27 protein-coding genes are annotated in these 26409 nt (G+C 68.9%); 23 read left to right on the top strand and 4 right to left on the bottom strand.

Annotated features, from left to right (window positions below):
• Nucleotides 1-134: 134 nt before the first annotated feature.
• The 19 genes from JIX56_RS13745 to JIX56_RS13655 all read left to right on the top strand — a co-directional run bounded on the left by JIX56_RS13745 (nt 135) and on the right by JIX56_RS13655 (nt 19140).
• The gene (locus tag JIX56_RS13745) at nt 135-1832 is read left to right on the top strand and encodes a trypsin-like serine protease (RefSeq protein ID WP_257550845.1); all 1698 of its coding nucleotides are present in this window, start codon (nt 135-137) and stop codon (nt 1830-1832) included.
• 211 nt (nt 1833-2043) lie between these two features.
• Nucleotides 2044-3186 carry an LCP family protein gene (locus tag JIX56_RS13740; RefSeq protein WP_257540593.1) on the top strand — a complete coding sequence of 381 codons (1143 nt, stop codon included), beginning with the start codon at nt 2044-2046 and terminating at the stop codon, nt 3184-3186.
• 542 nt (nt 3187-3728) lie between these two features.
• On the top strand, nt 3729-3947 hold the full coding sequence (rpmE, locus tag JIX56_RS13735) for a 50S ribosomal protein L31 (RefSeq protein WP_079311057.1): 219 nt from the start codon (nt 3729-3731) through the stop codon (nt 3945-3947).
• 138 nt (nt 3948-4085) lie between these two features.
• The gene (prfA, locus tag JIX56_RS13730; RefSeq protein ID WP_257540591.1) at nt 4086-5162 is read left to right on the top strand and encodes a peptide chain release factor 1; all 1077 of its coding nucleotides are present in this window, start codon (nt 4086-4088) and stop codon (nt 5160-5162) included.
• Nucleotides 5163-5242: 80 nt separating this feature from the next.
• Nucleotides 5243-6082 carry a peptide chain release factor N(5)-glutamine methyltransferase gene (gene prmC, locus JIX56_RS13725; protein WP_257540589.1) on the top strand — a complete coding sequence of 280 codons (840 nt, stop codon included), beginning with the start codon at nt 5243-5245 and terminating at the stop codon, nt 6080-6082.
• A gap of 65 nt (nt 6083-6147) precedes the next feature.
• A complete protein-coding gene (locus JIX56_RS13720; protein ID WP_046705585.1) occupies nt 6148-6795 on the top strand; it encodes an L-threonylcarbamoyladenylate synthase in 648 nt (215 codons plus the stop codon).
• Entirely contained in the window at nt 6792-7463 is a 672-nt protein-coding gene (locus JIX56_RS13715) for an arsenate reductase/protein-tyrosine-phosphatase family protein (protein WP_257540587.1), read from the top strand. The genes JIX56_RS13720 and JIX56_RS13715 overlap by 4 nt, the downstream gene beginning before the upstream one ends.
• 124 nt (nt 7464-7587) lie before the next feature.
• Nucleotides 7588-8826: a serine hydroxymethyltransferase gene (glyA, locus tag JIX56_RS13710; RefSeq protein WP_257540585.1), complete on the top strand. Its 1239-nt coding sequence runs from the start codon at nt 7588-7590 to the stop codon at nt 8824-8826.
• A gap of 129 nt (nt 8827-8955) precedes the next feature.
• The gene (locus tag JIX56_RS13705; protein WP_257540584.1) at nt 8956-10245 is read left to right on the top strand and encodes an MraY family glycosyltransferase; all 1290 of its coding nucleotides are present in this window, start codon (nt 8956-8958) and stop codon (nt 10243-10245) included.
• 470 nt (nt 10246-10715) lie between these two features.
• Nucleotides 10716-11153 (top strand): hypothetical protein, encoded by a 438-nt coding sequence (locus JIX56_RS13700; protein ID WP_257540582.1) that lies wholly within the window; start codon nt 10716-10718, stop codon nt 11151-11153.
• A 225-nt stretch (nt 11154-11378) separates the two neighbouring features.
• Nucleotides 11379-12206 carry a F0F1 ATP synthase subunit A gene (gene atpB, locus JIX56_RS13695; protein WP_257540580.1) on the top strand — a complete coding sequence of 276 codons (828 nt, stop codon included), beginning with the start codon at nt 11379-11381 and terminating at the stop codon, nt 12204-12206.
• A 78-nt stretch (nt 12207-12284) separates the two neighbouring features.
• Nucleotides 12285-12521 carry an ATP synthase subunit C gene (locus tag JIX56_RS13690; protein ID WP_030042676.1) on the top strand — a complete coding sequence of 79 codons (237 nt, stop codon included), beginning with the start codon at nt 12285-12287 and terminating at the stop codon, nt 12519-12521.
• Nucleotides 12522-12562: 41 nt separating this feature from the next.
• Nucleotides 12563-13117, top strand: a complete 555-nt coding sequence (locus tag JIX56_RS13685; RefSeq protein WP_257540578.1) for a F0F1 ATP synthase subunit B — start codon at nt 12563-12565, stop codon at nt 13115-13117.
• Nucleotides 13114-13929 carry a F0F1 ATP synthase subunit delta gene (locus tag JIX56_RS13680; protein WP_257540576.1) on the top strand — a complete coding sequence of 272 codons (816 nt, stop codon included), beginning with the start codon at nt 13114-13116 and terminating at the stop codon, nt 13927-13929. Before JIX56_RS13685 ends, JIX56_RS13680 begins: the two co-directional genes overlap by 4 nt.
• A gap of 133 nt (nt 13930-14062) precedes the next feature.
• Entirely contained in the window at nt 14063-15661 is a 1599-nt protein-coding gene (gene atpA, locus JIX56_RS13675) for a F0F1 ATP synthase subunit alpha (protein ID WP_257540574.1), read from the top strand.
• A 21-nt stretch (nt 15662-15682) separates the two neighbouring features.
• Nucleotides 15683-16600, top strand: a complete 918-nt coding sequence (locus tag JIX56_RS13670; protein WP_257540572.1) for a F0F1 ATP synthase subunit gamma — start codon at nt 15683-15685, stop codon at nt 16598-16600.
• A complete protein-coding gene (gene atpD, locus JIX56_RS13665) occupies nt 16600-18036 on the top strand; it encodes a F0F1 ATP synthase subunit beta (protein WP_257540571.1) in 1437 nt (478 codons plus the stop codon). The genes JIX56_RS13670 and atpD overlap by 1 nt, the downstream gene beginning before the upstream one ends.
• A 130-nt stretch (nt 18037-18166) precedes the next feature.
• Nucleotides 18167-18541 (top strand): F0F1 ATP synthase subunit epsilon, encoded by a 375-nt coding sequence (locus JIX56_RS13660; protein WP_257540569.1) that lies wholly within the window; start codon nt 18167-18169, stop codon nt 18539-18541.
• Nucleotides 18542-18690: 149 nt separating this feature from the next.
• A complete protein-coding gene (locus JIX56_RS13655) occupies nt 18691-19140 on the top strand; it encodes a DUF2550 domain-containing protein (RefSeq protein WP_257540567.1) in 450 nt (149 codons plus the stop codon).
• A 68-nt stretch (nt 19141-19208) separates the two neighbouring features.
• Here JIX56_RS13655 and JIX56_RS13650 read toward each other — a convergent pair whose 3' ends face one another.
• From JIX56_RS13650 to JIX56_RS13640, 3 genes are all read right to left on the bottom strand, one after another.
• Nucleotides 19209-21029, bottom strand: a complete 1821-nt coding sequence (locus JIX56_RS13650) for a glycoside hydrolase family 18 chitinase (RefSeq protein ID WP_257540565.1) — start codon at nt 21027-21029, stop codon at nt 19209-19211.
• 126 nt (nt 21030-21155) lie between these two features.
• Nucleotides 21156-21797, bottom strand: coding sequence for a response regulator (locus JIX56_RS13645; protein ID WP_257540563.1), 642 nt, complete (start codon nt 21795-21797; stop codon nt 21156-21158).
• Nucleotides 21794-22981: a sensor histidine kinase gene (locus tag JIX56_RS13640; RefSeq protein ID WP_257540561.1), complete on the bottom strand. Its 1188-nt coding sequence runs from the start codon at nt 22979-22981 to the stop codon at nt 21794-21796. Before JIX56_RS13640 ends, JIX56_RS13645 begins: the two co-directional genes overlap by 4 nt.
• 153 nt (nt 22982-23134) lie before the next feature.
• On the opposite strand from JIX56_RS13640, the gene JIX56_RS13635 reads away from it, so the two are divergent.
• Nucleotides 23135-23725: a hypothetical protein gene (locus JIX56_RS13635; RefSeq protein ID WP_257540559.1), complete on the top strand. Its 591-nt coding sequence runs from the start codon at nt 23135-23137 to the stop codon at nt 23723-23725.
• A gap of 10 nt (nt 23726-23735) precedes the next feature.
• On the opposite strand, the gene JIX56_RS13630 is transcribed toward JIX56_RS13635, so the two are convergent.
• Entirely contained in the window at nt 23736-24308 is a 573-nt protein-coding gene (locus tag JIX56_RS13630; RefSeq protein WP_257540558.1) for a cob(I)yrinic acid a,c-diamide adenosyltransferase, read from the bottom strand.
• Between JIX56_RS13630 and JIX56_RS13625 the strand changes: the two genes are divergently transcribed.
• From JIX56_RS13625 to JIX56_RS13615, 3 genes are all read left to right on the top strand, one after another.
• The gene (locus tag JIX56_RS13625) at nt 24309-24608 is read left to right on the top strand and encodes a hypothetical protein (RefSeq protein WP_306819846.1); all 300 of its coding nucleotides are present in this window, start codon (nt 24309-24311) and stop codon (nt 24606-24608) included. It begins immediately after the preceding gene.
• 129 nt (nt 24609-24737) lie between these two features.
• Nucleotides 24738-25586 (top strand): 3-hydroxyacyl-CoA dehydrogenase family protein, encoded by an 849-nt coding sequence (locus tag JIX56_RS13620; protein ID WP_046917269.1) that lies wholly within the window; start codon nt 24738-24740, stop codon nt 25584-25586.
• Between the two features lie 182 nt (nt 25587-25768).
• On the top strand, nt 25769-26092 hold the full coding sequence (locus JIX56_RS13615) for an STAS domain-containing protein (protein ID WP_033526497.1): 324 nt from the start codon (nt 25769-25771) through the stop codon (nt 26090-26092).
• The last annotated feature ends 317 nt before the right edge of the window (nt 26093-26409 follow it).

The raw sequence follows: 26409 nt of genomic DNA, 5'->3' as shown, positions 1-26409 counted from the left end.
GGCCCCAGTTTTTGTGTGAGACACGTGTACGATCACGGTCTTCACGTTTGATCAACGTTTGATTCCCAGGGGGGACTTGAGTGGCTAGACCCTTGTCCGGAGCCATTGCCGCCGCGATAGCCGGGACGCTGTTGATGTCGTCCGCGAGCGGGGCCACCGCCGAGACCTCGTCGACAGCCGACGTACTGGATGTGCGGGTCGCCAAGGCGATGGCGGCGGACGACACCGCCGGTGTGGCGACGCGTGAGCCGTCGTCGAGCACGAGTTCCGACAGTGGCCTGGAGCAGTCCGCCCAGATCATCGGCGGCTCGGAGACCACGATCGGCTCGGCGCCGTGGATGGCGCAGCTCTGGTACTACGACGCGAGCCTGGACCTCGGCTTCTTCTGCGGCGGCACGGTCGTCTCGCCGACGAAGATCCTCACCGCCGCGCACTGCGTCGACAAGGACTACTACGACTGGGCCGCCAACGGCGCCATCGTCACCGGCACCGACCAGCTGCCCACGGCCGTCCTCGACGACGAGGGCAACTACGTGAGCACGGACTACCACGGCGGTACCGTCACCGCGGTCTCGCGCCAGTGGAACCACTCCTCGTGGAACGAGGACACGATCGACAACGACGTCGCCGTCCTGACGCTGGCGTCACCGGTCAAGGCCACGCCGATCAAGATGACGACGTCGGACGACACCACGTCGTACACGGCCGGCACCAAGGCCAAGGTCTACGGCTGGGGCCGTACCAGCTCCACCAGCCAGGACATCTCGCAGACGCTGAAGACGGCCACGCTGCCGATCGTCAGCGACACGACCTGCGGGAACACCTGGGGCAGCTACTTCGTCAAGGGGCACATGGTCTGCGCGGGTCCGCCCGCCGGCGGCAGCGACGCCACGACCACCGCCACCTGCAACGGTGACTCCGGCGGCCCGCTCGTCGTCAACAACAAGGTCATCGGCGTCGTCTCGTGGGGCGTCACGGACTGCGTGTACGAGGGTGCCTACCCGGTCTTCGCCAAGGTCAGCAAGTACGCCGGTGTGACCTACCCGCGCGTCGACGACACCGCCATCACGCGGGACGGCAAGGCCGACGTCTTCCTGCGCAACAAGGAGACCGGCACCGGTTACGTCCGCGCCTCCAACGGCTCCTCGCTCGGCGACCGCCAGTCGCTGAACTCCTACGGGAGCTGGAAGGGCTACAACCTGGTCCAGCAGACCGACCTGAACCGGGACGGCCACCAGGACTTCGTGCTGCGCCGTTCCTCCGACGGTGACGTCTTCTGGCGGCGGTACGTGCCCTCGTCCAAGACCTGGACGACCACGCAGATCTTCGACAACTGGAAGACCCGCACCCGGATCCTCACCCCCGGTGACGTCACCGGCGACGCCCTGCCCGACCTGCTCTCGGTCGACTCGGCGGGCGCCCTGTGGATCTACCCCGGCAAGGGCAACGGCACCTTCGGTACCCGCGTCAAGGTCGGCACGGGCTGGAACACGTACAACGCGGTGCTCGGTCACGGCGACTTCACCGGCGACGGCAAGGCCGACCTGATCGCGCGCACCAAGACCGGCTCGAACGTCTACCTCTACAAGGGCACCGGCAAGTCCGGCACGGGCGCCTTCGCCTCCCGCGTCAAGGTCCGGTCCGACTGGGCCGGCTTCAACGCGCTCATCACTCCCGGTGACGTCAGCGGCGACGGCAGGGCGGACCTCCTGGCCCGCACGACCGGCGGCACGCTGTACCTCTACAAGGGCACCGGCAAGGCCACGAGCGAGATCTTCAGCACACGGGTCTCGGTCGGCACGAGTTACGCCCAGTACGACCTGCTCGGCTGAAACACCAGGTGAGACCGGTCCCGCCGGTCTCATCCGTCACACACGGTGCCCATCGCTCTTTGCGCGATGGGCACCGTTCGTTGTGCAACCCTTTCCCGGGTTATCCCGTCTGACCGGACGGAGTGGCCATGGGGCGTTATGGCCACATCCGACCCGACAGGCCTGGGCCTGAGCGCAGGGGGTAACCGACCGGAAAGAGAACGAGGAGCAGATGTCCGCCGAGAGCACGCCGGAATCCGACACCCCGGGGAAGACCGGCACCACCGGCCCGCGCCACCGCGCGGCCAAGGGCCGCCGTCGCACGTCACGCGAGGGGCACAGTAGGGCGGCGCTCGCCGTCGTCTGGACCGCCGCGGGCGTCCTGGTGCTGGGTGGCACCGGCATCGGCTACCTGTACTTCAAGCTCAACGGCAACATCAAGAGCGTCGACATCAACCAGGCCCTCGGCACCGACCGGCCCCTCGACGTCGACAACGGCTCGCAGGACATCCTCGTCCTCGGCTCCGACACCCGCTCGGGCAGCAACAAGAAGCTCGGCGGCGGCACGGACGACGGCAGCGCCCGCTCCGACACGGCGATGGTCGTGCACGTCTACGAGGGCCACAAGCGGGCCAGCGTGGTCTCCATACCCCGGGACACCCTGGTCGAGCGTCCCGAGTGCACGGACGCGAAGGGCAAGACGTACCCGGCGGCGGACATGGCGATGTTCAACTCGGCGTACACCACCGGTGGTGCCGCGTGTGCGGTCAAGACCGTGGAGTCCATGAGCGGCATCCGCATGGACCACTACATCGAGGTCGACTTCGCGGGCTTCGAGAAGCTCATCGATGTCCTCGGCGGGGTCGACATCACGACGACGAAGGACATCGAGGACCCCGACAGCCACCTGGACCTGAAGGCCGGGGAGCACACCCTCACGGGCAGGCAGGCGCTGGGCCTCGTCCGTACGCGGCACGGGGTGGGGGACGGCTCGGACCTCGGCCGTATCCAGCTTCAGCAGGCCTTCATCAAGGCCCTCATCGAGCAGGTGAAGGAGGTCGGCATCCTCTCCAGCCCCAAGAAGCTCTACGACCTCGCCGAGACCGCCACGGACGCCGTCACCACCGACTCCGACCTCGACTCCGTCAAGGACCTCGCCTCCTTCGCGGGCGGCCTCAAGGGCATCAGCTCCAAGAACATGACCATGGTCACGATGCCGGTCCGGTACGACCCCGCCGACCCCAACCGGGTGCTCGTGGCCGAGAAGAAGGCCGACCAGGTCTGGGCAGCCCTCAAGGCTGACAGGACCATCCCGAAGTCGGCGACGAAGGGTACGGCCACGGGGACGGCGGACGGGGTCGTGGCTGCCTCCTGAGGGTGACTGGGGGCTTTTTGCTTTCAGGGGCGCAGGGAACTGCGCGACAAGTTACGACGGACCCGCAGCCGCCCACCCCGCTGAAAAGGCACCCCATAGCGCGTGCTGAGCGGGGCCAGGTCACGCGGCCCGGCGCTCACGGGGTCGCCGCGCCCACCCGTGCCGCCCCAGCGGCACGACTGCCCGCAGCTGGGTGGGCGGGCGAGAGGTACGCGCCCGGCGGTTGGGTGGGCGGGCGAGAGGTACGCGCCTGGCGGTTGGGTGGGCGGGCGAGAGGTACGCACCCGCAGCCGGGTGGGCGGCGGGAGAGGCATGCACCCGGCGGCTGGGGGAGGCGGAATTGGCATGCGCCCCGCGGCTGGGCCGCTGCGGAGGCAGCTGGGCGTGTTTGTGGCGGCAGCCGCCGTGGCGCGGGAATACCTGAGCGCACCCCCCGGTTTTGGGAGATACGGCCAGTCCTGGCAGACTGGTACGTCGGCTCCGGTTCACGCTCCCGCATCCCGCGGATGCGACCCGGCGCCCTCCCGAAACTAGGAGACACCTTGAAGCGCGACATCCACCCCGAGTACGTCGAGACGCAGGTCAGCTGCACCTGTGGCGCGTCGTTCACCACCCGTAGCACGATCGAGAGCGGCACCATCCGTGCCGAGGTCTGCTCCGAGTGCCACCCGTTCTACACGGGCAAGCAGAAGATCCTCGACACCGGTGGCCGCGTGGCCCGCTTCGAGGCCCGCTTCGGCAAGGCTGCCGCTAAGAAGTAGCGAGCCCCCAGCGCCGGTCCGCGGTGCCCCCCTCGGGGGCGTCGGGACCGGCGCTTTGCGGTGCAGCGCACAGGCGCGGCCCATGGGTGCGACCCACGGGCGCAGCCCACTCACAACGTCGTACAGGGAGCCGGAGAGATGTTCGAGGCGGTCGAGGAACTGGTCGGGGAACACGCCGACCTGGAGAAGAAGCTCGCCGACCCGTCGGTCCACGCGGACCAGGCCAACGCGCGCAAGCTCAACAAGCGCTACGCGGAGCTGACCCCGATCGTCGGCACGTACCGCTCCTGGAAGCAGACCGGCGAGGACATCGACACGGCTCGTGGATTCATCGCGGACGACCCGGACTTCGCCGCCGAGGTCAAGGAGCTGGAGAAGCAGCGCGAGGAGTTGACGGAGAAGCTTCGGCTGCTCCTCGTCCCGCGCGACCCCAGCGACGACAAGGACGTCATCCTGGAGATCAAGGCGGGCGCCGGCGGCGACGAGTCCGCCCTCTTCGCCGGTGACCTCCTGCGCATGTACCTCCGGTACGCCGAGCGGGTCGGCTGGAAGACCGAGATCATCGACTCCACCGAGTCGGAGCTCGGCGGCTACAAGGACGTCCAGGTCGCGGTGAAGACCAAGGGCGGCCAGGGTGCCACCGAGCCCGGCCAGGGCGTCTGGGCCCGGCTGAAGTACGAGGGCGGCGTGCACCGCGTACAGCGCGTGCCGTCGACCGAGTCGCAGGGCCGGATCCACACCTCGGCCGCCGGTGTCCTTGTCACGCCCGAGGCCGAGGAGGTCGACGTCGAGATCCACGCGAACGACCTGCGGATCGACGTCTACCGGTCCTCCGGGCCCGGCGGGCAGTCCGTCAACACCACCGACTCCGCCGTGCGCATCACGCACATTCCCACCGGAGTCGTCGCCTCCTGCCAGAACGAGAAGAGCCAGCTGCAGAACAAGGAGCAGGCGATGCGTATCCTGCGCTCCAGGCTGCTCGCCGCGGCGCAGGAGGAGGCGGAGAAGGAAGCCGCCGACGCCCGCCGCAGCCAGGTCCGTACCGTCGACCGCTCCGAGAAGATCCGCACGTACAACTTCCCGGAGAACCGCATCTCGGACCACCGCGTCGGCTTCAAGGCGTACAACCTGGACCAGGTCCTGGACGGTGAACTCGACGCGGTGATCCAGGCCTGCGTCGACGCGGACTCGGCCGCGAAGCTGGCAGCCGCGTAAGGCACGTACGAGCACGAAGAGTACGACGGAGGACTTGCGTGCAGCATCATCTTGGGGGGCGACCCCCAAACCCCCGCGGCTTGCTGCTCGCGGAGGTGGCCCAGGCCACCCAGCGCCTGGCCGACGCCGGTGTGCCCTCGCCGCGCAACGACGCGGAGGAGCTCGCCGCGTTCGTGCACGGCGTCAAGCGGGGCGAGCTGCACACCGTCAAGGACTCCGACTTCGACGCCCGGTACTGGGAGGTCATCGCCCGCCGCGAGGCCCGCGAGCCGCTCCAGCACATCACCGGACGCGCGTACTTCCGCTACCTCGAACTGCAGGTCGGGCCAGGGGTGTTCGTGCCCCGGCCGGAGACCGAGTCCGTGGTCGGATGGGCCATAGACGCCGTCCGCGCGATGGACGTCGTCGAGCCGCTGATCGTCGATCTGTGCACCGGCTCCGGCGCCATCGCCCTCGCCCTCGCCCAGGAGGTGCCGCGTTCGCGCGTGCACGCCGTGGAGCTGTCCGAGGACGCCCTGACGTGGACCCGTAAGAACATGGCGGGCTCCAGGGTCGACCTGCGCCAGGGCAACGCCCTGGACGCCTTCCGCGACCTCGACGGCCACGTCGACCTGGTCGTCTCCAACCCGCCGTACATCCCGCTCACGGAGTGGGAGTACGTGGCACCCGAGGCCCGCGACTACGATCCCGAACTCGCCCTGTTCTCAGGGGAGGACGGCCTGGATCTGATCCGAGGCCTCGAACGCACAGCGCATCGGCTCCTCCGTCCCGGCGGTGTCGTCGTCATCGAGCACGCCGACACCCAGGGCGGCCAGGTGCCCTGGATCTTCACCGAGGAGCGGGGCTGGGCCGACGCGGCCGACCACCCGGACCTCAACAACCGGCCGCGGTTCGCGACCGCCCGCAAGGCGCTGCCCTGATGAGCACGCGCCCGACGACAGTTTTTCCGGAAGCCGAGCAGTACGTGTACGAGGAGGCCCGCTAGATGGCACGGCGATACGACACCAATGACGCGACCGACCGCGCCACCGGTCTGCGCGAGGCCGCGTCCGCCGTCCGCCGGGGCGAGCTCGTGGTGCTGCCGACGGACACCGTGTACGGCATCGGCGCGGACGCGTTCACCTCCGAGGCCGTGGCCGACCTCCTGGAGGCCAAGGGCCGGGGCCGCAACATGCCCACCCCCGTGCTCATCGGCTCCCCGAACACGCTGCACGGCCTCGTCACCGACTTCTCCGAGATGGCCTGGGAGCTCGTCGACGCGTTCTGGCCGGGGGCGCTCACGCTCGTCGCCAAGCACCAGCCGTCCCTCCAGTGGGACCTGGGCGACACCCGCGGCACGGTCGCCGTGCGCATGCCGCTGCACCCGGTCGCCATCGAGCTGCTGACCGAGGTCGGCCCCATGGCGGTCTCCTCGGCCAACCTGACCGGCCACCCGGCGCCGGAGAACTGTGACGCCGCGGAGGCGATGCTCGGCGACTCCGTCTCCGTCTACCTCGACGGCGGCCCGACCCCCGGCAACGAGCCGTCCTCGATCGTCGACGTCACGGGCAAGGTCCCGGTCCTGCTGCGTGCGGGCGCCCTGTCGGCGGAGGAGCTGCGCAAGGTCGTACCCGACCTCGAGGTGGCGAATTGACGGCCCCTGACGCGGGGCGTGGCATATGGGACGGGGAAGAGACGCGAACCTTCACGGGGCTGCCGCGAGACACCTTCCGCATCCTCCACGTCAGCACCGGCAACGTGTGCCGCTCGCCGATCACCGAGCGGCTGACCCGGCATGCCCTGGCGGACCGGCTCGGGGACCCGCTGTGGGGCGGTCTGGTCGTCGAGAGTGCCGGGACCTGGGGACACGAGGGCGCGCCCATGGAGGCCAACGCGGAGGCGGTCCTCGCGGACTTCGGCGCGGACGCCTCCGGCTTCACGGGCCGTGAACTGCTGGACGAGCACGTCATCCGCGCCGACCTGGTCCTGACCGCCACGCGCGACCACCGGCAGCAGGTCATCTCCATGGGCCACTCCGCCGGCCTGCGCACCTTCACCCTGAAGGAGTTCACCCGTCTCGTCCGGGCCATCGACCCGACCACCCTCCCTCCCCTGGAGGAGGGCATGGTCGTACGCGCGCGTGCGCTGGTCCGCGCCGCGGCCGCTCTACGCGGGTGGCTCCTGGCCCCGACGGCCGAGGCGGACGAGGTCTACGACCCGTACGGGGCCCCGCTGCCGTTCTTCCGCTCCGTGGGGGACGAGATACACCAGGCGCTGGACCCGGTCGTGACGGCGCTGACGGGGGTGCCCGCTCGGGCGTGACGCCGGGCGGCGGAGACGAGTCGGGGATCGGGCCGGGGGCGCCCGCTCGGGTGTAACACCGGGCGGGCTCGGTGGTGCGGGCCTACATTGGTCCTACGTCACCGTCGACGCCCCGGAGCCCACCATGTCGGTCACCCCTGTCCTAGAGGCCGATGTCCTGCGACGGCAGGACCCCGAGCTGGCCGACATCCTGCTCGGCGAGCTCGATCGGCAGTCGACGACGCTCCAGCTCGTCGCCGCCGAGAACTTCACGTCGCCCGCCGTGCTGGCCGCGCTGGGGTCCCCCCTCGCGAACAAGTACGCGGAGGGCTATCCGGGGGCACGCCACCACGGCGGCTGCGAGATCGTGGACGTCGCCGAGCGGCTGGCCGTGGAGCGGGCCAAGGCGCTGTTCGGGGCCGAGCACGCCAACGTCCAGTCCCACTCCGGCTCTTCGGCCGTCCTGGCCGCGTACGCCGCCCTGCTGCGCCCCGGCGACACGGTGCTGGCGATGGGGCTGCACTTCGGCGGCCACCTCACCCACGGGTCGCCCGCGAACTTCTCCGGCCGCTGGTTCGACTTCGTCGGCTACGGCGTCGAGGCGGAGTCGGGGCTCGTCGACCGCGAGCAGGTGCGCACACTGGCCCGTACGCATCGCCCCAAGGCCATCGTGTGCGGGTCGATCTCGTATCCCCGGCACATCGACTACGCGTTCTTCCGCGAGGTCGCCGACGAGGTGGGCGCGTATCTGATCGCCGACGCGGCCCATCCGATCGGGTTGGTCGCCGGGGGAGCGGCGCCCAACCCCGTGCCGTACGCCGACATCGTGTGCGCCACCACACACAAGGTGCTGCGCGGGCCGCGCGGCGGGATGCTGCTGTGCGGGAGCGAGCTGGCCGAGCGGGTGGACCGGGCGGTGTTCCCGTTCACACAGGGCGGCGCGCAGATGCACACCATCGCCGCCAAGGCCGTCGCGTTCGGGGAGGCGGCAACACCGGCGTACGCCGCGTACGCCCATCAGGTGGTCGCGAACGCGCGCGTGCTGGCCCAGGGGCTGGCCGAGGAGGGCCTCGCCGTCGTCACCGGCGGCACCGACACCCACCTCCTCACCGTCGATACCGCGCCACTCGGCGTCGACGGCCGCAGCGCGCGCGGACGGCTCGCGGCCGCCGGGATCGTCCTCGACTGCTGTGCCCTGCCCCACGGTGACGCCCGTGGCCTGCGGCTCGGCACGGCCGCGCTGACCACGCAGGGCATGGGCGAGGCGGAGATGGCACGGCTCGCCGTCCTGTTCGCGGGGGTGCTGCGGGACGGCGGCGACGGCAGGCGGACGCGTGAAGAAGTGCGGGATCTGGCCGGAAGATTTCCGCCGTATCCGCGCTGAGGTGGGGTAGACGCACCCCTGCACACAGCATCACGTGCAACCATCGTCGCTACCCGGAAGTCCCCAACCATATGCGCGCATCGCTAGGGTGTGGGGCTGTGATGGCCAGCGAGACCTGTGGGGAAGCCCGTGCGTGAATACCTCCTGACGCTCTGCATCACGGCCGCGGTGACGTACCTGCTGACAGGGCCGGTACGGAAATTCGCGATCGTGGCCGGAGCCATGCCGGAGATCCGTGCGCGCGACGTCCACCGAGAACCCACGCCCCGGCTCGGCGGCATCGCGATGTTCTTCGGCCTCTGCGCCGGTCTGCTGGTCGCCGACCACCTGACCAACCTCAGCGAGGTCTTCGCCGAGTCCAACGAACCGCGCGCGCTGCTCTCCGGGGCCGCGCTGATCTGGCTCATCGGCGTCCTGGACGACAAGTTCGAGATCGACGCCCTGATCAAGCTGGGCGGCCAGATGATCGCCGCCGGCGTGATGGTCATGCAGGGTCTGACGATCCTGTGGCTGCCCATCCCGACCGTCGGCATCGTCGCGCTGACCCAGTGGCAGGGCACGCTGCTCACGGTCGCCCTGGTCGTGATCACCATCAACGCGGTCAACTTCGTCGACGGCCTCGACGGTCTCGCGGCCGGCATGGTCTGCATCGCCTCCGCCGCGTTCTTCATGTACGCCTACCGCCTCTGGTACAGCTACGGCATCGAGGCCGCGGCCCCCGCCACCCTCTTCGCGGCGGTCCTGATGGGCATGTGCCTGGGCTTCATGCCGCACAACATGCACCCCGCGCGGATCTTCATGGGCGACTCCGGCTCGATGCTGATCGGCCTGGTGCTGGCGGCCGGCGCGATCTCGGTCACGGGCCAGGTCGACCCGGACGTGATGGGCCTGTACGGCTCGGAGCGCAACACGGTCTACTCGATGGTGCCGGTCTACATCCCGCTGCTGATGCCGCTCACCATCATCGCGATCCCGGCGGCCGACCTGATCCTCGCGATCGTGCGCCGCACCTGGCGCGGCCAGTCGCCGTTCGCCGCCGACCGGGGCCATCTGCACCACCGGCTCCTGGAGGTCGGGCACTCGCACAGCCGGGCCGTGCTGATCATGTACTTCTGGTCGGCGGTCATCGCCTTCGGCACCCTCGCCTACACCGTGAACGCGGCGTCCATGTGGATCGTCCTGGCGATCGCCATGCTCAGCGGTGTCGGCCTCTTCCTGCTCCTGCTGCCCCGCTTCACCCCGCGCGCCCCGCGCTGGGCCGAGGCCTTCGTCCCGCCCCGCTACCGCCGCCGTCGGGTGGCGGTCCCCGAGGCGGCCCTCGACCCCACCCGGGACTGGACCCCCTCCCTCAACGGCGCCACCGCCATCGGCGGCCGGACCAAGGACGAGCAGCCCAGCCCGGCGGGCGCCCGGCGCTGAGCGGCGCCTGATACCCCTCCCTTTCGGGTACCTCACGCAAGGTCGACACCCTGCCGGGTCGATCCAGGCGGCCGGGGGCCGTGTGCACACGCTGCACACGGCCCCCGGCCGTTCCGTCGTGCGGGCGCACCGCCGGGGCCCAGCGCTGACAGCAAGGTAAGAATCTGACTAACACTTTGCCGATGGCATGCAAGGGCCTGGGGGAGCAAAGCGGGCTTATACCAGACAAGTCGGCGTGGTTTCTGCACAGACGGGCGGGTTCACTCTCATGTGTGACACCGGGCACACCATTCAGGTAAAGACCTCATCAAATAGTTTGTGATACGGTTCACGAGAACCCGGGATGGAGCCGAAGGGCCGCAATGAGACGGTCCATCGGCGGTCCGTCGGCGTGAGATTTCCGCTCGCCCCCGGGGACTACGCTCGTCCATGACGACACCCTGCCCCCTTAAGCAAGCGGAGTTGCCGCCATGCCGTCCAATGACGCCCGGATCCTCCTTCAGGCAGCCGTACCCACGGCAGCCGCCGGCGCCATCGCCGCTGTCATCAGCGGTGTGGTCGTCGGAGGCAAGGGGGCTGTCGGCGCCATGGTCGCGGCGGTGATCACCGTTCTCTTCATGGGGATCGGGCTCTACGTTCTGCAGCGCACTGCCAAATCGCTTCCTCATCTGTTCCAGGCGATGGGCCTGATGCTCTACGCGGCACAAATTCTGCTGCTGTTCATCTTCCTGGCCGCGTTCAAGAACACCACGCTGTTCCACCCACGGGCCTTCGCGTTCACGCTGGTCGCCACCACCCTCGTGTGGATCGGCGCACAGACCCGCGCACACATGAAGTCCAAGATCCTCTACGTCGAACCCGATTCCTCGACGGGCAACAAGCCCGAAAAATCGGGGCACTCGTCGTGAGGAGTAGGGCCGGGATAAGCGTTCGCGGGAGACCCTGCTATCGTCCGGTGCCAACTGCGGCATCGCGGGCGCGGGCAATCGAGCTGACGCCTGCCCTAGTGCGAGGCTCGATGCCCCACAGCCGCCCTCACATCCGTAACACCAGTCCAGTGCCGACCCGCGGCTGTGCGCCGCGCCGACACAACGAGGTTGCCGTACCCATGCGCCACGCTGAAGGAGCCCGCGGTGAGTGCTGACCCGACGCAGGTGCTCGCCTTCGACACCGACTGCCACATCTTCGACGGCTGTGGTTTCGCCGAGGTTTCCCCCGGCCTGCATTCGTTCATGTTCGAGCCCCTGCTGGGCCACCATGACGACGCCATCTACTTCAACAAGACGATGCTGCTGGCGCTGCTCGGCTCGATCATCGTCATCGGGTTCTTCTGGGCCGCCTTCCGCAAGCCGCAGGTCGTCCCGGGCAAGCTCCAGATGGTCGCCGAGGCGGGCTACGACTTCATCCGGCGCGGTGTCGTCTACGAGACCATCGGCAAGAAGGAAGGCGAGAAGTACGTCCCACTCGTCGTCTCCCTCTTCTTCTTCATCTGGATGATGAACCTTTGGTCGATCGTCCCGATCGCCCAGTTCCCGGTCACCTCGATCATCGCCTACCCGGCAGTGCTCGCGGCGATCGTCTACATCCTGTGGGTCAGCCTGACCTTCAAGCGGCACGGCTTCGTCGGTGCGTTCAAGAACATCACCGGCTACAGCAAGGAACTGGGCCCGGTTCTGCCGCTGGCGATGTTCATCGAGTTCATCTCGAACCTGGTGGTCCGCCCCTTCACGCACGCGGTGCGACTGTTCGCGAACATGTTCGCCGGCCACACCCTGCTGCTGCTCTTCACGATCGCCAGCTGGTACCTGCTCAACGGCATGGGCATCGCCTACGCGGGTGTCTCTTTCATCATGGTCATCGTGATGACGGCCTTCGAGCTCTTTGTGCAGGCCCTTCAGGCGTACGTCTTCGTACTTCTGACCTGCACCTTCATCCAGGGCGCGCTCGCCGAGCACCACTGAGTACCCGCGCTCTCACCCACCCTGAAGACGTCCGGTGGCCAACCCCCACCGGTCCTTGAAAGAGAAGGAAGAACTGGCATGTCTACTCTTGCCGCTGTCACCGGTGACCTCAAGGCCCTCGGCTCCATCGGCTACGGTCTCGCCGCCATCGGCCCCGGCGTCGGCGTCGGCATCATCTTCGGTAACGGCACCCAGGCCCTGGCCCGCCAGCCCGAGGCCGCCGGCCTGATCCGTGCCAACCAGATCCTCGGCTTCGCCTTCTGTGAGGCGCTCGCCCTGATCGGTCTGGTTATGCCGTTCGTCTACGGCTCCTGACTCCTTCAGGCTGACGACCGACCCAGACGAAAGGCAACGACATGAGCCAGCTGCTCATTCTGGCGCAGACCGAGGGGGAGCATCTCGAAAACCCCCTCATCCCGCCGATCCCTGAGCTCGTCATCGGCCTCCTCGCCTTCGTCATCGTCTTCGGCTTCCTCGCCAAGAAGCTCCTCCCGAACATCAACAAGGTTCTGGAAGAGCGCCGCGAGCAGATCGAGGGCGGTATCGAGAAGGCTGAGGCCGCTCAGACCGAGGCCCAGAGCGTGCTCGAGCAGTACAAGGCTCAGCTCGCCGAGGCCCGGCACGAGGCCGCGCGACTGCGCCAGGAGGCGCAGGAGCAGGGCGCGACGCTCATCGCCGAGATGCGCGCCGAGGGCCAGCGGCAGCGTGAGGAAATCATCGCCGCCGGTCACTCGCAGCTCGAGGCCGACCGCAAGGCCGCCTCTTCGGCGCTGCGTCAGGACGTCGGCAAGCTCGCCACCGACCTGGCCGGCAAGCTCGTCGGTGAGTCCCTGGAGGACCACGCCCGGCAGAGCCGCGTCATCGACCGCTTCCTCGATGATCTCGAGGAGAAGGCCGAGGCCGCACGATGAACGGAGCGAGCCGCGAGGCCCTGGCAGCCGCACGTGAGCGTCTCGACGCGCTGACGGACTCCACGTCCGTGGACGCGGCGCAGCTCGCCGACGAGCTGGCCGCCGTCACCGCGCTGCTCGACCGCGAGGTGTCGCTGCGTCGGGTCCTGACCGACCCGGCGCAGGCCGGCGAGGCCAAGGCCGAACTGGCCGGCCGCATCCTCGGGGGCCAGGTCGGCGCGACCACCGCCGACCTGGTGTCCGGTCTGGTGCGCTCCCGCTGGTCGCAGTCCCGCGACCTGGTGGACGCGCTGGAGCAGCTGGCCGCCGTCGCCGACCTCACCGCCGCGCAGCAGTCGGGCACGCTCGACGACGTCGAGGACGAACTGTTCCGGTTCGGCCGGATCGTCGCCTCGAACACCGAGCTGCGGTCCGCCCTGACCGACCGTGCCGCAGGCGCCTCGGCCAAGGGTGAGCTGCTGCGCAGCCTGCTCGGCGGCCGCGCCAAGGCCACCACCGAGCGTCTGGTGACGCGCCTGGTGACCGCGCCGCGTGGACGTAGCCTGGAAGCGGGACTCGAGTCCCTGTCCAAGCTCGCCGCCGAGCGCCGGGACCGCATGGTCGCCGTCGTCACCTCGGCGGTCCCGCTGAGCGACCCGCAGAAGCGACGCCTCGGCGCCGCCCTGGCGAAGCTCTACGGCCGTGCCATGCACCTCAACCTCGACGTGGACCCAGGCGTCCTCGGCGGGATCAGGGTCCAGGTCGGTGACGAGATCATCAACGGCTCGATCGCGGACCGACTCGAGGACGCCGGCCGCCGCCTGGCGAGCTAGCACAAACTTCATAGCAGTACGTACGTGTACCTACGGCCCGGTTGGGCCGTGCAGAGGATTCACCTCGTTCAGGGGGGAGTCCCCATCCCCCCAAGTGAAACTTCGGGCCCAACAAGGAGAGCAGGGAACCCAGATGGCGGAGCTCACGATCCGGCCGGAGGAGATCCGGGACGCGCTGGAGAACTTCGTCCAGTCGTACAAGCCGGACGCGGCCTCGCGCGAGGAGGTCGGTACGGTCACCCTTGCCGGCGACGGCATCGCGAAGGTCGAGGGACTTCCCTCGGCCATGGCCAACGAACTGCTGAAGTTCGAGGACGGCACCCTCGGCCTCGCGCTCAACCTGGAAGAGCGCGAGATCGGCGCCATCGTCCTCGGTGAGTTCAGCGGCATCGAGGAGGGTCAGCCGGTCACCCGTACCGGCGAGGTCCTGTCGGTCGCCGTGGGCGAGGGCTACCTCGGCCGCGTCGTCGACCCGCTCGGCAACCCGATCGACGGCCTCGGCGAGATCGAGACGTCCGGCCGCCGCGCCCTCGAGCTGCAGGCCCCGGGCGTCATGGCCCGTAAGTCGGTGCACGAGCCGATGGAGACCGGCTACAAGGCCGTCGACGCGATGACCCCGATCGGCCGCGGTCAGCGTCAGCTGATCATCGGTGACCGCCAGACCGGCAAGACCGCCCTGGCCGTCGACACGATCATCAACCAGCGCGACAACTGGCGCTCGGGCGACGTGAACAAGCAGGTCCGCTGCGTCTACGTCGCCATCGGCCAGAAGGGCTCGACCATCGCCTCCGTGCGTGGCGCCCTCGAAGAGGCCGGCGCGCTGGAGTACACGACCATCGTCGCCGCCCCGGCGTCCGACCCGGCCGGCTTCAAGTACCTGGCGCCGTACACCGGCTCGGCCATCGGCCAGCAGTGGATGTACGAGGGCAAGCACGTCCTGATCATCTTCGACGACCTGTCGAAGCAGGCCGACGCCTACCGCGCCGTGTCGCTGCTGCTGCGCCGCCCGCCGGGCCGTGAGGCCTACCCGGGTGACGTCTTCTACCTGCACTCCCGTCTGCTGGAGCGCTGCGCGAAGCTCTCCGACGACCTGGGTGCCGGCTCGATGACCGGTCTGCCGATCGTCGAGACGAAGGCCAACGACGTCTCGGCGTTCATCCCGACCAACGTCATCTCCATCACCGACGGCCAGTGCTTCCTGGAGTCGGACCTCTTCAACGCCGGTCAGCGCCCCGCGCTGAACGTCGGTATCTCCGTCTCCCGAGTCGGTGGTTCCGCCCAGCACAAGGCGATGAAGCAGGTCTCCGGCCGTCTGCGCCTCGACCTCGCCCAGTACCGTGAGCTGGAGGCGTTCGCCGCCTTCGGTTCCGACCTGGACGCCGCGTCGAAGTCGCAGCTGGAGCGCGGTCAGCGGCTGGTCGAGCTGCTCAAGCAGCCTCAGTACCAGCCGATGCCGACCGAGGACCAGGTCGTCTCCGTGTGGGCCGGTACCACCGGCAAGATGGACGACGTACCGGTCGCCGACGTCCGCCGCTTCGAGAAGGAGCTGCTTGAGTACCTGCACCGCAAGGAGCAGGGCCTCATGACCTCCATCAAGGAGGGCGGCAAGATGTCGGACGACACGCTGACCGCTGTCGCCGACGCGATCGCCGACTTCAAGAAGCAGTTCGAGACCGCCGACGGCAAGCTGCTCGGCGAGGACGCTCCGGCGGCCGTCAACGTCTCCAAGTGACGTAAGGAAGGGACCTGACTCATGGGAGCCCAGCTCCGGGTCTACAAGCGTCGCATCCGATCCGTCACCGCGACCAAGAAGATCACCAAGGCGATGGAGATGATCGCCGCTTCGCGTGTCGTCAAGGCACAGCGCAAGGTGGCGGCCTCCGCGCCGTACGCGACCGAGCTCACCCGCGCGGTCACGGCGGTCGGAACCGGTTCGAACACCAAGCACCCGCTGACCACGGAGGCGGAGACGGCGACCCGTTCCGCGGTGCTGCTCCTCACGAGCGACCGCGGACTGGCCGGCGCCTTCAACTCCAACGCCATCAAGGCCGCCGAGCAGCTCACGGCGCGTCTTGAGGCGGAGGGCAAGGAGGTCGACACGTACATCGTCGGCCGCCGCGGTCTGGCCCACTACAACTTCCGCGAGCGCAAGGTCGTGGAGTCGTGGTCGGGCTTCACCGACGAGCCCAGCTACGCGGACGCGAAGAAGGTGGCGGCTCCGCTGATCGAGGCCATCGAGAAGGAGACGGCTGACGGCGGCGTGGACGAACTCCACATCGTCTTCACCGAGTTCGTCTCGATGATGACGCAGACGGCGCTCGACGCCCGTCTGTTGCCGCTCCGTCTCGACGAGGTGGCGCAGGAGTCGGCGCCGAAGGGCGAGATCCTTCCGCTGTACGACTTCGAGCCGTCGGCGGAGGACGTCCTCGACGCCCTGCTGCCGCGCTACGTCGAGAGCCGTATCTACAACGCGCTGCTCCAGTCGGCTGCCTCCAAGCACGCCGCAACGCGCCGTGCGATGAAGTCGGCGACCGACAACGCGGGAGATTTGATCAACACGCTCTCCCGCCTTGCCAACGCGGCCCGCCAGGCCGAAATCACCCAGGAAATCAGCGAGATCGTCGGTGGCTCCGCAGCCTTGGCCGACGCGACCGCGGGGAGTGACAGGTAATGACGACGACAGTTGAGACGGCCGTTGCCACGGGCCGCGTCGCCCGGGTCATCGGCCCGGTCGTCGACGTGGAATTCCCCGTCGACGCCATGCCGGAGATCTACAACGCCCTTCACGTCGAGGTGGCCGACCCGGCCCAGGACGGCGCGAAGAAGACGCTGACCCTGGAGGTCGCCCAGCACCTGGGTGACGGCCTGGTCCGCACGATCTCGATGCAGCCCACCGACGGTCTGGTCCGCCAGGCCCCGGTCACCGACACCGGCACGGGCATCAGCGTCCCGGTCGGCGACTTCACCAAGGGCAAGGTGTTCAACACCCTCGGTGAGGTGCTGAACACCGACGAGCAGTACGAGGGCGAGCGCTGGACCATCCACCGCAAGGCCCCCAACTTCGACGAGCTCGAGTCGAAGACCGAGATGTTCGAGACCGGCGTCAAGGTCATCGACCTTCTCACCCCGTACGTCAAGGGTGGAAAGATCGGCCTGTTCGGCGGTGCCGGCGTCGGCAAGACGGTGCTCATCCAGGAGATGATCTACCGCGTCGCCAACAACCACGACGGTGTCTCCGTGTTCGCCGGTGTCGGTGAGCGCACCCGTGAGGGCAACGACCTCATCGAGGAGATGGCGGAGTCGGGCGTCATCGACAAGACCGCCCTGGTCTTCGGTCAGATGGACGAGCCCCCGGGCACCCGTCTGCGTGTGGCCCTGGCCGGTCTGACCATGGCGGAGTACTTCCGCGATGTGCAGAAGCAGGACGTGCTGTTCTTCATCGACAACATCTTCCGCTTCACCCAGGCCGGTTCCGAGGTGTCGACCCTGCTCGGCCGTATGCCCTCCGCGGTGGGTTACCAGCCGAACCTGGCCGACGAGATGGGTCTCCTCCAGGAGCGCATCACCTCGACCCGTGGTCACTCGATCACCTCGATGCAGGCGATCTACGTCCCCGCGGACGACCTGACCGACCCGGCCCCGGCCACCACCTTCGCCCACCTCGACGCGACGACGGTTCTCTCCCGTCCGATCTCCGAGAAGGGCATCTACCCGGCCGTGGACCCGCTGGACTCCACGTCCCGCATCCTGGACCCGCGCTACATCGCGGCGGACCACTACAACACCGCCATGCGCGTCAAGACGGTGCTGCAGAAGTACAAGGACCTCCAGGACATCATCGCGATCCTCGGTATCGACGAGCTGGGCGAGGAGGACAAGCTCACCGTCCACCGTGCCCGTCGCGTGGAGCGCTTCCTGTCCCAGAACACCCACGTCGCCAAGCAGTTCACCGGCGTCGACGGGTCGGACGTCCCGCTGGAGGAGTCGATCACCGCGTTCAACGCGATCATCGACGGCGAGTACGACCACTTCCCTGAGCAGGCGTTCTTCCTGTGCGGTGGTATCGAGGACCTGAAGAAGAACGCGAAGGAGCTCGGCGTCTCCTGACGCCCGGCGACTCGTGAACAGTGGGGGGCGAGACCACACCGCATGGGGTGCGTCCCGCCCCCCTCTGTACGCCCACTAGAATTGACCCAACACCCGGCGGAAGCGCCGGGTGGTGACCCGAGGAGCCACCTTGGCTGCTGAGCTGCACGTCGCACTGGTCGCGGCCGACCGAGAGGTCTGGTCGGGCCAGGCCACCCTGGTCGTCGCGCGCACCACGTCCGGCGACATCGGCGTCATGCCCGGTCACCAGCCGCTGCTCGGTGTGCTGGAATCGGGCCCGGTGACCATCCGTACGAGTGAGGGCGGCACTGTCGTCGTCGCTGTGCACGGCGGTTTCATCTCGTTCGCGGACAACAAGCTGTCCCTGCTGGCCGAGGTCGCCGAGCTGGCCGACGAGATCGACGTCCAGAGTGCGGAGCGCGAGCTGGAGCGCGCGAAGGCGGAGGGCGATGCCGCCGCCGAGCGCCGCGCGGATGTACGACTGCGTACGGCGGGTGCGCGCTGAGCGCGGACGCCGTGTGATGCTGTACCTCAGCCGCGGCTGGGTCTGGATGTCTTCATCCTGATCCGGCCGCGGCTGAGGCAAATGTGGGTGTTTTTTACGTTTCATTACCTAGCAGTTCCATTACCTAGGAGACGAGGAGGTCGGTGTCGATGGTCCTCGCTCTGACTGTGTGCGGGTCGGTGATCGCGCTCGTGGTGGTGGGGCTCTTCGTCTTCGGGCTGCGCCGCCGTCTCATCCAGCGTTCCGGCGGCACCTTCGACTGCAGCCTCCGCTGGGAGGCCCCCGAGAAACCCGGCGACGAGAACGGCAAGGGCTGGGGCTACGGCGTCGCCCGCTACAACGGCGACCGCATCGAGTGGTACCGCGTCTTCTCGTACTCCCCCCGCCCCCGCCGCGTCCTGGAGCGCTCGTCGATCGAGGTGGCCGGGCGCCGCACCCCCGACGGCGAGGAGGAGCTGGCGCTGCTCTCCGACGCCGTGATCCTCGCGTGTCTGCACCGCGGGACCCGTCTTGAGCTGGCGATGAGCGATGACGCGCTGACCGGTTTCCTCGCGTGGCTGGAGGCAGCCCCGCCCGGACAGCGAGTGAATGTGGCGTAGCCACATTCACTCGCTGGGTGGGGGTCCCCCCGGACGAAGTCTGGGGGAGCGTCAACGTGGCGCAGCCGCTACTTGAGCCCGTTGCTGATCGCGCTCACCAGCTCTCCGCCGCTGGTGTCGCCGCTGAACTCCCAGAAGAACGCGCCGCCCAGGCCCTGGTTCTTGGCCCAGGTCATCTTCGTGCCGATGGTGGCGGGGGTGTCGTAGCTCCACCAGTTGGTGCCGCAGTGCGCGTAGGCCGTGCCGGCGATGGTGCCGGTGGCCGGGCAGGAGTTCTTGAGCACCTTGTAGTCCTCGATGCCGGCCTCGTAGGTGCCGGTGGCGGCGCCGGTCGCCGTGCCGCCGGGGGCGGACTGGGTGACGCCGGTCCAGCCGCGCCCGTAGAAGCCGATGCCGAGCAGCAGCTTCGAGGCCGGGACGCCCTTCGACCTCAGCTTGGCGATCGCGTCGGCGGAGTTGAAGCCGGCGGTCGGGATGCCGGAGTACGACGTTAGCGGGGAGTGCGGGGCGGTCGGGCCGGTGTTCGCCCAGGCGCCGAAGTAGTCGTACGTCATCACGTTGTACCAGTTCAGCGAGGCCGCGGCGCCGCCGTAGTCGGCCGCGTCGATCTTGCCGCCGGAGGAGCCGTCGGCGGTGATGGCCGCGGTGACCAGGTAGTTCGAGCCGAACTCGGTGCGCAGCGCCGACATCAGGTTCTTGAAGGCCGCCGCACCCGAGGTGTCGCAGGTCAGGCCGCAGGCGTTCGGGTACTCCCAGTCGATGTCGATGCCGTCGAAGACGTCGGCCCAGCGCGGGTCCTCCACGACGGCCTTGCAGGACTTGGCGAAGGCGGCCGGGTTCTGCGCGGCCTGGCCGAAGCCGCCGGAGTAGGTCCAGCCGCCGAACGAGTACAGCACCTTGATGTGCGGGTACTTCGCCTTCAGCTGGCGGAGCTGGTTGAAGTTGCCGCGCAGCGGCTGGTCCCAGGTGTCGGCGGTGCCGCTCACGGACTGGTCGGCGGTGTACGCCTTGTCGGTGGCCGCGTAGGCGTCGTCCAGCACGCACTGGCCGTTCTTGACGTTGCCGAAGGCGTAGTTGATATGGGTGATCTTCGCGGCGGAGCCCGAGGTCACCAGGTTCTTCACGTGGTAGTTGCGGCCGTAGACGCCCCACTCGGTGAAGTAGCCGAGGTTGATCTTCGAGGCGGGGTTCGGGTTCGTGCCGCCCGTGGTGCGTACGGCCGCCGCGCCGCTCACCGGTCCGGTCTGGTCGGCGGTGTCACGGGCCTGGACGGTGTACGAGTAGTCGGTGCCGGCGGTGAGGCCGGTGTCCGTGTAGGTCGTGCCGGTGACGGTGGCGACCTTGGTGCCGCCGCGCAGGACGTCGTAGTTCTTGATCCCCTTGTCGTCGGTGGCCGCGCTCCAGCCGAGCTTCACCGAGGTGTTGGTGACGTCGGAGGTGGTCGGGGTGCCGGGGGCGGAGGGCGCCGCGTCACCGGGGACGGACGGGCCGCCGTCGCAGCTTCCGCCGTTCAGCTTGCAGTTGGCCGGGGAGCCTGAGCCGCTCCCGTTGAAACCGAAGGAGACGGAGGCGCCCGGGGCGAGGGTGCCGTTCCAGGACTTGTTCTTGGCGGTCCAGTGGGTGCCGGAGGACGTGACGTCCGCGTCCCAGGCCGAGGTGATGGACGTGCCGGAGGGGAAGTCCCACTCGACGGTCCAGGAACTGAGGGTCGTGGTGCCGGTGTTCTTCACCGTCCACTTGCCTTCGAAGCCGGTGCTCCAGTCCTGGGTCTTGGCGTAGGTGGCGGTCGCCTCCGTGGCCGCTTGCGCGGGGGTGGCGAGACCGACCAGACCGGCGAGGGGGAGGAGAAGGGTGGCGAGACCCGCTATGGCTCTGTGCCTGAAGCGCATGTGCGCCTCCTTGTGGGGTGTCGTGAGCATGAGCATGACGTGGCGCAGTGCGCCGAGAATAGAAAGGTCTGGACCATAGGTCAATGGGTCTGGACCAGTGCGCTCACGCGGGGCAACCCCGATGGGTCAGACCCCCAACTCCTGGGCCAGCACGGCCGCTTGGACCCGACTGCGTAGATCGAGCTTCCCCAGCAGGCGGCTGACGTGCGTCTTCACCGTCGCCTCGGCCATGTCCAGCCGCCGGGCGATCTCCGCGTTCGACAGCCCCTCCCCGAGACAGGAGAGCACCTCCCGCTCGCGCCGGGTGAGCGCGTCGAGGACGGACGGATCGGCGGTGGACTCCCGTACGGGCCTGCCGGCGAACTCGGCGATCAGCCGCCGGGTGACGGCCGGGGCGATCAGACCCTCGCCGCGCCCCACCGCCCGTACGGCCTCGATGAGGTCCTTCGCCTCCGTGTTCTTGAGCAGGAAACCGGCGGCACCGGCCCGCAGCGCCCCGAAGACATACTCATCGAGGTCGAAGGTGGTGAGCACGAGCACGTCGGCCAGCCCCTCGGCGACGACCTGCCGGGTCGCCGACACCCCGTCCAGCCGCGGCATCTGCACGTCCATCAGCACCAGGTCGGGTCGTAGCTCCCGTGCGAGCGCCACCGCCCGCTCCCCGTCCGCCGCCTCCCCGACCACCTCGATGTCCGGCGCGCTGCCCAGGATGAGCACCAGCCCGGCCCGTACGGCGGCCTGGTCCTCGGCGATGACCACACGGATCATGCGGGTTCTCCTTCGGTGACGGGGAGGGTGGCGCGGACGCTCCAGATCTTGCCGTCTCCCGAGCTCTCGGGGCCCGCCTCGAAGGTGCCGCCCAACAGGGCGACCCGCTCCCGCATCCCGACCAGACCGGCGCCTGAACCGGGCGCGCTGGGGCCGTCGCGATCGCCGTACGGGCTGGTCACGGCGATGTCGAGGGAGCCGTCCGACTGCCGTACCGCCACGGTGACCCGGCCGGGGGAGGCGTGTTTGAGGGCGTTCGTCAACGACTCCTGGACGATGCGGTAGGCCGCCAGTTCGACGGGGACGGGCAGGGAGTCACCGTGGTCGGCGTCCAGCGAGACGTCGAGACCGTTGGTGCGGGCGCCCTCGACGAGCGGGCCCAGGCCGTCGAGCGTGGGCGCGGCGGACGGCTCGGTGTCGTCGCTCGCATCCCGCAGGATGCCGATCAGCCGGCGCATCTCGGCCAGCCCCTCGACGCTGTTCTCGCGGATGACCCCGAGGGCCTGCCGGGAGGTGTCCGGGTCGTCGAGGGAGAGCGCGGCCGTGGAGTGGATCGCGATCGCGGACAGGTGGTTGGCCACCATGTCGTGCAACTCCCGGGCCATGCGCGCCCGTTCGGACACGACGGCCTGGGCCCGGTCCATCTCCGCGAGCAGCGCGGTCTGTTCGGCACGCAGCCGGGCGGCTTCGGCGGCGTCGCGGTGGTTGCGGACGATCCAGCCGGTCATGGCGGGCATGAGGGCGACCAGTCCGACGACCAGACCGATCAGCAGGGCGTCCGGCTTCCGGAAGGCCCCGAGGGGCACCACCGTGAAGGCCACGGTGGCCAGTCCGGCGATCCAGGGGACCCGGCGGGCCGTGGCGGGCGGACCGTACAGCACGGCCGCGTACACCAGGTCGGTGAACATCAGCACCGTGAGCAGGTTGCCCTGGGTGATGGTGTCCAGAGTCAGGGCGGCCCACCCGACCAGCAGGGCCGTGCGCGGCGTGGTGCGGCGCAGCGCCTCGCAGCCGGCGGTCACGACGAGTGGCAGCAGGATCCACCAGCGGCCGTCGAGCACCACGATCCCGTCGCGGGCCGTGCGCGTGCCGAGGTCCAGGCCCCACAGCAGCAGACCGCCGAGGAGTCCGGCGACGGCGATGTACACGTCCATGCGGTGCGGGCGGGGCAGTCGTACGGCCATGCCTCACATCCAACACGGGCCGTGGGCTCCGCGCCTGATGCCCACGAACGGTCCTGGACTGCATCTTTCGATGTACCGCGACTTCGTCACCGCCGACGACGCGTCGGGGGCCCGCCGCCGGGAGCCTGGAAGGGTGACCGAGAGGAGCGAGTCGTGATCGTCGCGTTGATCATCGCCTGTGAGGTCGGCTTCTGGGTGCTGCTGGCACTGGCCCTGGCCGTCCGGTACCTACTGAAGAAGCGCCGGGCCAGTGTCGTGCTGCTGCTCTGCGAGCCCGTGCTGGAGCTGGTGCTGTTCGTCGTGACCGCGATCGACCTGAAGAACGGCGCCGAGCCGAGCTGGGAGCACGGCCTGGCGGCGCTCTACATCGGCTTCACCGTGGGCTACGGCCACTACATGATCAGCTGGCTCGACGGCCACGCGGCGCATCGCCTGGGCGGCGGGCCCAAGCCGGTGGGCCCGCCGAAGTACGGCCTGGCCAGGGCCCGCCATGAGGGCAAACTCTGGGTGCGGACGCTGGTGGCGGCGGGCGTCGCGCTCGTGCTGCTCCAGGGCGCCGTCTGGTACGTGGGCGGCGACGGGAACGTCGAGTCGCTGCGGTCGTTCCAGTGGGCGGCGCTCAGGGCCGCCGGTATCCATGGGCTGGTCGCCCTCGCGTACACGATCTGGCCGAAGAAGGAGCCGGTGCCGGAGACGACCCCGGTGCCGGAGAAGGCCCCGGCACCGGAGAAGGGCTCCCGCTGACCCGAACGCGTCAGCGTTCCCCTCCCGGCACCCACAGCACATCCCCGACCTCCTTGTTCGCCGTCCGCGCCAGGATGAACAGGAGGTCGGAGAGGCGGTTGAGGTAGGTCGCGGTGAGGGGGTTCATGTCGTCGCCGTGGACCTCCAGGGCCGCCCACGTGGAGCGTTCGGCCCGGCGTACGACCGTGCAGGCCTGGTGGAGGAGGGCCGCGCCGGGCGTGCCGCCGGGCAGGATGAAGGAGCGGAGCTTCTCCAGCCGCTCGTTGAAGTGGTCGCAGTCCGCCTCCAGCTTGTCGATGTAGAACTGCTCGACGCGGAGGGGCGGGAACTCGGGGTTCTCGACGACCGGGGTGGAGAGGTCGGCCCCGACGTCGAACAGGTCGTTCTGGACGCGGGTGAGGACCTTGACGACCTCCTCGGCCAGCCCGCCCAGGGCGATCGCCACCCCGATCGCCGCGTTGGCCTCGTTGGCGTCCGCGTACGCCGAGATCCGCGGATCGGTCTTGGGCACCCGGCTCATGTCGCCGAGGTTGGTGGTGCCCTTGTCGCCGGTCCTGGTGTAGATGCGCGTCAGATTGACCATGTGACCAGCGTAGTTACGCTCCGGCCGTCCGGACGACACGTGTGCCCACCGTCACGGCGAGCGCCGTGCGGCCGACGGCGACCGGATCCCCCCGATGGTCCCGCCGACGACTCCCTGCCCGCCCTGATCGCCGGTCAGATCGACGGGGTGCACCGGACGGTGACGGCCGTCACCGGGCGCGAGACGCTCGCCCGGCGCAATCCGGACGAAGTGCCCCGAGAGGTGCTTCGGCTTCTGGACGGGACGGAGGGCCTGTTGACCGAGAAGGTCCTCAACTGCGCCGTACGACCCTCCGAGTGAGCGCTGCCGGTGTGATGTCCGTCCCTTGAGACGTGACTCGCGTTACTAAGCGGTCACACAGCCCCTCACGAGCGCTAGTGTCCGGCCGAGAGGTAACCCATCGACAGCGCGTACCAGGGGAGTCGCACAGTGGCACGGAAGCTCGCCGTGATCGGAGCCGGGCTCATGGGGTCCGGTATCGCCCAGGTGTCCGCGCAGGCGGGCTGGGACGTCGTCCTGCGTGACGTCACCGACGAGGCGCTGAACCGTGGCATCGGCGGCATCACGGCGTCGTACGACAAGTTCGTGAGCAAGGGGAAGTTGGCGGCCGAGGACGCCGAGGCCGCGCTGGGGCGGATCACCGCCACCACCGACCTCGACGCGGCGGCCGACGCGGACATCGTCGTCGAGGCCGTCTTCGAGAAGCTCGAAGTGAAGCACGAGATCTTCAGGGCGCTCGACAAGGTCGTCCGCGAGGACACCGTCCTCGCCTCGAACACCTCCGCCATCCCGATCACCAAGATCGCGGCCGCCACCGAGCGGCCCGAGCGGGTCGTCGGGGTGCACTTCTTCTCGCCGGTGCCGATGATGCAGCTGTGCGAACTGGTGCGTGGCTACAAGACGAGTGACGAGACACTCGCCACCGCACGGGAGTTCGCCGAGTCGGTCGGCAAGACCTGCATCGTCGTCAACCGTGACGTCGCCGGCTTCGTGACGACCCGTCTCATCTCCGCCCTCGTCGTCGAGGCCGCGAAGCTCTACGAGTCGGGCGTCGCCACCGCCGAGGACATCGACCTCGCCTGCAAGCTGGGCTTCGGCCATGCGATGGGACCGCTGGCCACGGCCGACCTGACGGGCGTCGACATCCTGCTGCACGCCACCAGCAACATCTACACCGAGTCCCAGGACGAGAAGTTCGCCCCTCCGGAGCTGATGCGCCGGATGGTGGACGCCGGTGACATCGGACGCAAGAGCGGGCAGGGCTTCTACACCTACTGACGGCGGCGCGCGTCACGGGCGGCACTTCCCACGCATGTGAACGCATGAGCCTCTCGGGCCTCACCCCTTGAGGTGAATTCGGTATCGGTTCGCTCACAGACGGCAACCTGACGGTGTCAAAAGCCGTCAGACGTTGCATCACCCACATCACGGAGTACGAGACGCACTCACGGGGAGCGCTTATGTACATCAGGGGCGACCACGCCGAGCTGGTCGTCGGGGGCCGCCTCGACGTACGCAGCGCGGCGGACGCCCGTACGGTCCTGCACTCGGCCGTCGACGACGGAGCCGGCGACCTGGTGCTCGACCTGTCAGAGCTGGACTCCTGGGACGCCACCGGACTCGGGGTGATCATGGGAGCCCACCGGCGGGCGGGACGGTGCGGACGGCGGCTGGTGCTGCGCGATGTACCACCGCAGATGCAGCGGCTGCTCGTGGCCACCCGGCTGCACCGCATCCTGGCGATCGAGGGCGGCATCGGACTGGAGTCATTGCCCAGAGTGTGAACGCGTGTGCGGAGCCGTACGTATGGCTCGGTGTGTGCGGGACACCCGGTCGGCATGGCCGCTTCCGGTCGTCATGAGGCCAAGGGGACCATGGGGACCATGGGGGCGAAACGCACCACACGCCCAATCCTCACGAGACTGTGACGTCTCGGACGGCGCGGTACCCCGGACTGTCGGAGATACTGTGCGAAGGTTTAGGGTTCGGCTGCCCGCTGCCAGCTACCCTCGAGCGGGTTCCGGACCAGAAGCGACAGCGCGGTGTGCGGCAAGGCCGGGAGGGGCTCCAGCACACGAGACGCTTTTGGGGGGCTAGAACC

The organism is Streptomyces sp. CA-210063 (genome assembly GCF_024612015.1).
In the GTDB taxonomy this organism is placed as follows: Bacteria; Actinomycetota; Actinomycetes; order Streptomycetales; family Streptomycetaceae; genus Streptomyces.
This window is presented reverse-complemented; position numbering and strand designations above follow the sequence as displayed.

Excerpts from the sequence above, each read along its gene's own strand:
- JIX56_RS13745 (WP_257550845.1), top strand. The coding sequence starts at position 135 with ATGTCGTCCGCGAGCGGGGCCACCGCCGAGACCTCGTCGACAGCCGAC.
- JIX56_RS13740 (WP_257540593.1), top strand. The coding sequence starts at position 2,044 with ATGTCCGCCGAGAGCACGCCGGAATCCGACACCCCGGGGAAGACCGGC.
- prfA (WP_257540591.1), top strand. The coding sequence starts at position 4,086 with ATGTTCGAGGCGGTCGAGGAACTGGTCGGGGAACACGCCGACCTGGAG.
- JIX56_RS13720 (WP_046705585.1), top strand. The coding sequence starts at position 6,148 with ATGGCACGGCGATACGACACCAATGACGCGACCGACCGCGCCACCGGT.
- glyA (WP_257540585.1), top strand. The coding sequence starts at position 7,588 with ATGTCGGTCACCCCTGTCCTAGAGGCCGATGTCCTGCGACGGCAGGAC.
- JIX56_RS13700 (WP_257540582.1), top strand. The coding sequence starts at position 10,716 with ATGCCGTCCAATGACGCCCGGATCCTCCTTCAGGCAGCCGTACCCACG.
- JIX56_RS13690 (WP_030042676.1), top strand. The coding sequence starts at position 12,285 with ATGTCTACTCTTGCCGCTGTCACCGGTGACCTCAAGGCCCTCGGCTCC.
- JIX56_RS13685 (WP_257540578.1), top strand. The coding sequence starts at position 12,563 with ATGAGCCAGCTGCTCATTCTGGCGCAGACCGAGGGGGAGCATCTCGAA.
- JIX56_RS13680 (WP_257540576.1), top strand. The coding sequence starts at position 13,114 with ATGAACGGAGCGAGCCGCGAGGCCCTGGCAGCCGCACGTGAGCGTCTC.
- atpA (WP_257540574.1), top strand. The coding sequence starts at position 14,063 with ATGGCGGAGCTCACGATCCGGCCGGAGGAGATCCGGGACGCGCTGGAG.
- JIX56_RS13670 (WP_257540572.1), top strand. The coding sequence starts at position 15,683 with ATGGGAGCCCAGCTCCGGGTCTACAAGCGTCGCATCCGATCCGTCACC.
- atpD (WP_257540571.1), top strand. The coding sequence starts at position 16,600 with ATGACGACGACAGTTGAGACGGCCGTTGCCACGGGCCGCGTCGCCCGG.
- JIX56_RS13655 (WP_257540567.1), top strand. The coding sequence starts at position 18,691 with ATGGTCCTCGCTCTGACTGTGTGCGGGTCGGTGATCGCGCTCGTGGTG.
- JIX56_RS13650 (WP_257540565.1), bottom strand. The coding sequence starts at position 21,029 with ATGCGCTTCAGGCACAGAGCCATAGCGGGTCTCGCCACCCTTCTCCTC.
- JIX56_RS13645 (WP_257540563.1), bottom strand. The coding sequence starts at position 21,797 with ATGATCCGTGTGGTCATCGCCGAGGACCAGGCCGCCGTACGGGCCGGG.
- JIX56_RS13640 (WP_257540561.1), bottom strand. The coding sequence starts at position 22,981 with ATGGCCGTACGACTGCCCCGCCCGCACCGCATGGACGTGTACATCGCC.
- JIX56_RS13630 (WP_257540558.1), bottom strand. The coding sequence starts at position 24,308 with ATGGTCAATCTGACGCGCATCTACACCAGGACCGGCGACAAGGGCACC.
- JIX56_RS13615 (WP_033526497.1), top strand. The coding sequence starts at position 25,769 with ATGTACATCAGGGGCGACCACGCCGAGCTGGTCGTCGGGGGCCGCCTC.